The sequence below is a fragment of the Frankia canadensis genome (genome assembly GCF_900197875.1).
Taxonomy (GTDB): domain Bacteria; phylum Actinomycetota; class Actinomycetes; order Frankiales; family Frankiaceae; genus Frankia; species Frankia canadensis.
Genome location: NZ_FZMO01000299.1, coordinates 1 through 4,172 on the forward strand (window position 1 = coordinate 1; position 4,172 = coordinate 4,172).

Here is a 4,172-nt window from a genome sequence, read left to right on the forward strand (position 1 = left end):
CACCCCAACTCCTGCCCCCTGACCGGGCGAACTCGCCCCGCTCAGGCAGGATGAACCGGAATCGAGACAGACACCATGGGACGCTCCACCCCCTACTCCCCCGCCTTCCGCGCGCAGGCCGTCGCCGAGGTCCGCCTGGCCCGGCCGCGGCACGCCTCGGAGTGGGCCACCATCCAGGCCGTCGCCGCCGCCCACACCATCAGCGCGGAGACGCTGCGCACCTGGATCCGTCAGGCCGAGGCCATCCCCGCCGATCACGCTCGCGCCGAACTCCGCCGCCACCAGGCCGAGATCCGCCGCCTCGCCTACGAGAACGGCCAGCTCAGACTCGCCCTCGACGTGCTCCGCACCGCCACCACACCGCCGGCCCGCACCCGGCCAGGCTCCCAGGTCCCCGGCAGGCCTCGCCGTCGAGAACAGGCAGCTGGCTAGGCCAGGCGGGTGACGGAGACGGTGACGCCCAGCGAGGTGGAGGCGCCGCCGGAGAAGACGCCGCGCACCGGGGGAACGTCGTTGTAGTCGCGGCTGCGGGCGACGACGACGTGCTGCTCGCCGGCGGGGACGTCGTTGGTCGGGTCGAAGCCCCACCACTCGCCGAGCCAGCCCTCCACCCAGGCGTGTGACTGCCCGGCGACCGTCTCGCCGACCTCCGCCGACGCCGACGGGTGCTGGTAGCCCGACACGTAGCGGGCCGGCATCCCGGCGGCGCGCATCAGCACCAGCGCGAGGTGCGCGAAGTCCTGGCAGACGCCCTCGCCCTTCTGCCACGCCTCGACGGCGGAGGTGTGCACGCCGGTGGTGCCGGGCCGGTAGGTCAGCCGCTCGCGCACCCACGCCCCGACGGCGGGGACGAACTCGCGCGGGTCGTGGGTGGCGGCCAGCTCACGGGCGGCGTCGACCAGCTCCGCGTGCTCGGGGGTGGACGCGGACGGTCGCAGGTACTCGACGAACTCGTCGGCGATCCGGTCCTCGGCCAGCGCCGACCAGGTCGGGACGTCGCGCGGGCGCTCCGGCGCCGAGGCGGTCTGCACGATCGAGCGGCCGGTGACGACGAGCTCGGTGTGCGGGGTGTGCAGGTCGAACGCGGTGACCTGCGTCCCCCAGTAGTCCCAGTACCGGTAGGTCTGCGCGGCGGGTTCGGTGCGGACGGTCGCCTCCAGGGTGAGCTGGGCGGCGGCGGTCTGCGGGATGATCCTGACCTCGTTGTACGAGGACAGCACGGGGCTCGCGTACCGGTGGCCGGTCGAGTGCTCGATGCGGATCTGCCAGCTCACCGGGTTCCCCCTGAGGTGGATCGGGTGGGACGCGTCGGCCCGGCGGACCAGATCGGGCTCGGACGGGCGGGGCCTGCGGGGCGGGTCAGCCTCGACGGTCGGCTCACGCCGGCACCTCCATCGCCCACGAGCGGGGCGCTTCGCGGGCGAAGTAGCGGGCGGTCACCTCGGCGCTGACGGTCGAGCAGGTGGTCTGCAGGGAGGCCAGCAGGTCGGGCATGTCGGCGACGAGGTCGTCGACGCTGTGGAACTCGAGGTCGGTGCGGGCCCGCCCGACGAGGCGGCGGGCCGTGTCGTCGACGGTGGAGCGGGGCGAGCCGCGTCCGCGCCCGCCGTCGAGCTCGGCGAGGATCTGCTCGGCGAGCGCCAGCGACCAGTACACCGAGCGCGGGAACAGTCGGTCGAGCAGCAGAAACTCGGCGACCCGGGCGGCGTCCACCGCGCGGCGGTAGGTACGCAGGTAGGCCTCGTGCGCGCCGCAGGAGCGCAGCAGGCTGATCCAGCTCTGCGAGTGCGGATGCTCGCTGATGCTCGACGACAGCAGCCGCGAGGTCATGTCGACCCGCTCGAGGGACCGGCCGAGCACCAGGAACCGCCAGCCGTCGTCGCGGGCCAGGGTGGCGTCGACGAGGCCGGCGAGCATCGCGGTGCGCTCGCGGACGTAGCGGAAGAACACGTGCGGGCCGAGCCGGCGGGCCAGTTCCTCGGTATGCGGAAGGTCGTTCCAGCTGGCGTTGAGGCACTCCCAGACGTCGCTGGAGACGACGACGCGGGCACCGCGGGCGTTCTCCCGGGCCGCCGAGAGCGCGCCGGTGATGCTGAACGGCCGCACCGGGTCGAAGGCGAGGATTTCCATCACGCGGCGCGAGTCGACCGGCTGGTCGAATCCCGCCGGCTGGCCCATCGCGGTGAGCAGCTCCCGCCCCGCCGAACCCTCCTCCAGCCACGGGTCTTCCAGCACCCGATGCACGTGGACGTCGAGGATGCGCGCCGTCGACTCGGCCCGTTCCACGTAGCGGCCGATCCAGAACAGCGACTCCGCGATCCGGCTCAGCACCGCGCTCCCCCCTCGCCCGCCTCGACGCCCGCCGGTTGGCCGACGCCTCGCGGCCCGGCCGAGTCACGGTGCTGGCTCTGTTGCTGCTGCTGTTGCTGGTCGGAGGAGTCCGGCGGGCCGAGGTCCGGTCCGCTGGCCGGGCGGGCGACGGCCGCGCCGGGCGGGCGGCCCAGGTGCGGCGCGAGCTCGCGTCCGCCGTGCTCGGGGGCGAGGACCCAGGTGTCCTTGGAGCCGCCGCCCTGGCTGGAGTTCACCACCAGGCTGCCGCGCGGCAGCGCCACCCGGGTCAGCCCGCCGGGCAGCACCCACACCCGGTTGCCGTCGTTGACGGCGAACGGCCGCAGGTCGACGTGGCGGGGACCGAGCCGGTCGTCGGCGAGCGTCGGCGACGTCGACAGCCGCACCACCCGCTGCGCGATCCAGCCCCGCGGGTCCTCGCACACCCGGACCCGCAGCTCGGCGAGCTCGGCGTCGCTGGCCTGCGGGCCGATGACGATGCCCTTGCCGCCCGAGCCGTCCACCGGCTTGACGACGAGCTCGTCCAGGCGGTCGAGGACGTACTCGCGCTGGTCGGCGTCCTCCAGCCGGTAGGTGTCGACGTTGGGCAGGATCGGTTCCTCGCCCAGGTAGTACCGGATGAGGTCGGGGACGTAGGTGTACATCAGCTTGTCGTCGGCGACACCGTTGCCGAGCGCGTTGGCGATCGTCACGTTGCCGGCGCGGGCGGCGTTGACCAGGCCCGCGCCGCCGACCGTCGACTCGGGGCGGAAGTGCACCGGGTCCAGCCAGTCGTCGTCGACGCGGCGGTAGACGACGTGCACCGGCTGCTCGCCCTCGGTGGTTCGCATCGTCACCTTGTTGTCGCGGACGCTGAGGTCACGGCCCTCGACGAGCTCGACGCCCATCTGCCGGGCGAGCAGGGCGTGCTCGAAGTAGGCGGCGTTGTAGACGCCCGGCGTGAGCACGACGACGGTCGGGTCGGCGACCTCGGGTGGCGCGGCGGCGCGCAGCGCGTGCAGCAGGTGGGTGGCGTAGTCGGCGACCGGGCGGACCCGGTGGGTGGCGAACAGCTCGGGAAACACCCGGGTCATCGCCCGCCGGTTCTCGATCACGTAGCTGACGCCGGACGGCACCCGGACGTTGTCCTCCAGCACCCGGAAGCCGCCGCGCTCGTCGCGGATCAGGTCGATGCCCGACACGTGCGCCCGCACGCCGTTCGGCGGGTCGATACCGTGCGCCGCCCGGTGGAAGTGCGCACTGGTCAGCACGAGGCGCCGCGGCACGATCCCGTCGGCGAGCACCTCCGCCGGGCCGTAGACGTCGGCCAGGAACGCCTCCAGCGCGTGGACACGCTGGGTCACCCCGCGCTCGATGACGCGCCACTCGTCGTCGGCGAGCAGGCGCGGCACCAGGTCCAGCGGGAACGGCCGCTCCTCGCCGAACAGGTTGAACGTGATGCCGGCGTCCCGGAACGCCCGGTCCAACGCCACCTTGCGCGCCGCGAGGTCGGCGCTGCCCATCGGCTGCAACGCGTCGTACAGGGCGGAGTAGACCTCCCGGGGCCGGTTCGACGCCTCGAAGACCTCGTCCCAGGCCGCCGTGGCCGCCGCTTCCGCCGGATAACCCTCGAACAGGTCCGCCACGCGGCAGAGCGTAAAGTGCGCGTGTTACCTGCGCGTGTCGTCGCCGTGGTGGCCCTGGATTGCGGGTGCCGTGATCACGGCTCGGGACACGTCCCGGGGGACACCGTCATCGCGGCCGCCGGGCGTCGCGGGCGCGGCTGCGCGGCGCGCGCCGCGGATGCGAGACGATGGCCACCCACCCCCGTCCTCCACCTATCC

The 4,172-nt window shown here is 73.7% G+C and carries 4 protein-coding genes; 1 reads left to right on the forward strand and 3 read right to left on the reverse strand.

Going from position 1 to position 4,172, the window contains the following annotated elements; translation table 11 throughout:
• Nucleotides 1-75: 75 nt before the first annotated feature.
• Nucleotides 76-432, forward strand: coding sequence for a transposase (locus C1A33_RS21150; RefSeq protein WP_165818513.1), 357 nt, complete (start codon nucleotides 76-78; stop codon nucleotides 430-432).
• On the opposite strand, the gene C1A33_RS21155 is transcribed toward C1A33_RS21150, so the two are convergent.
• The 3 genes from C1A33_RS21155 to C1A33_RS21165 form a co-directional block, all read right to left on the reverse strand.
• Nucleotides 429-1,274, reverse strand: a complete 846-nt coding sequence (locus C1A33_RS21155; protein WP_101833155.1) for a transglutaminase family protein — start codon at nucleotides 1,272-1,274, stop codon at nucleotides 429-431. The two genes, C1A33_RS21150 and C1A33_RS21155, sit on opposite strands and share 4 nt — an antisense overlap.
• A gap of 103 nt (nucleotides 1,275-1,377) precedes the next feature.
• Entirely contained in the window at nucleotides 1,378-2,331 is a 954-nt protein-coding gene (locus tag C1A33_RS21160) for an alpha-E domain-containing protein (protein ID WP_101833156.1), read from the reverse strand.
• Nucleotides 2,325-3,974: a circularly permuted type 2 ATP-grasp protein gene (locus C1A33_RS21165; protein ID WP_101833157.1), complete on the reverse strand. Its 1,650-nt coding sequence runs from the start codon at nucleotides 3,972-3,974 to the stop codon at nucleotides 2,325-2,327. Before C1A33_RS21165 ends, C1A33_RS21160 begins: the two co-directional genes overlap by 7 nt.
• Nucleotides 3,975-4,172: the final 198 nt, after the last annotated feature.

Bases quoted from the DNA above. Each gene is read 5' to 3' on its own strand.
- C1A33_RS21150 (WP_165818513.1), top strand. From the start codon at position 76: ATGGGACGCTCCACCCCCTACTCCCCCGCCTTCCGCGCGCAGGCCGTC.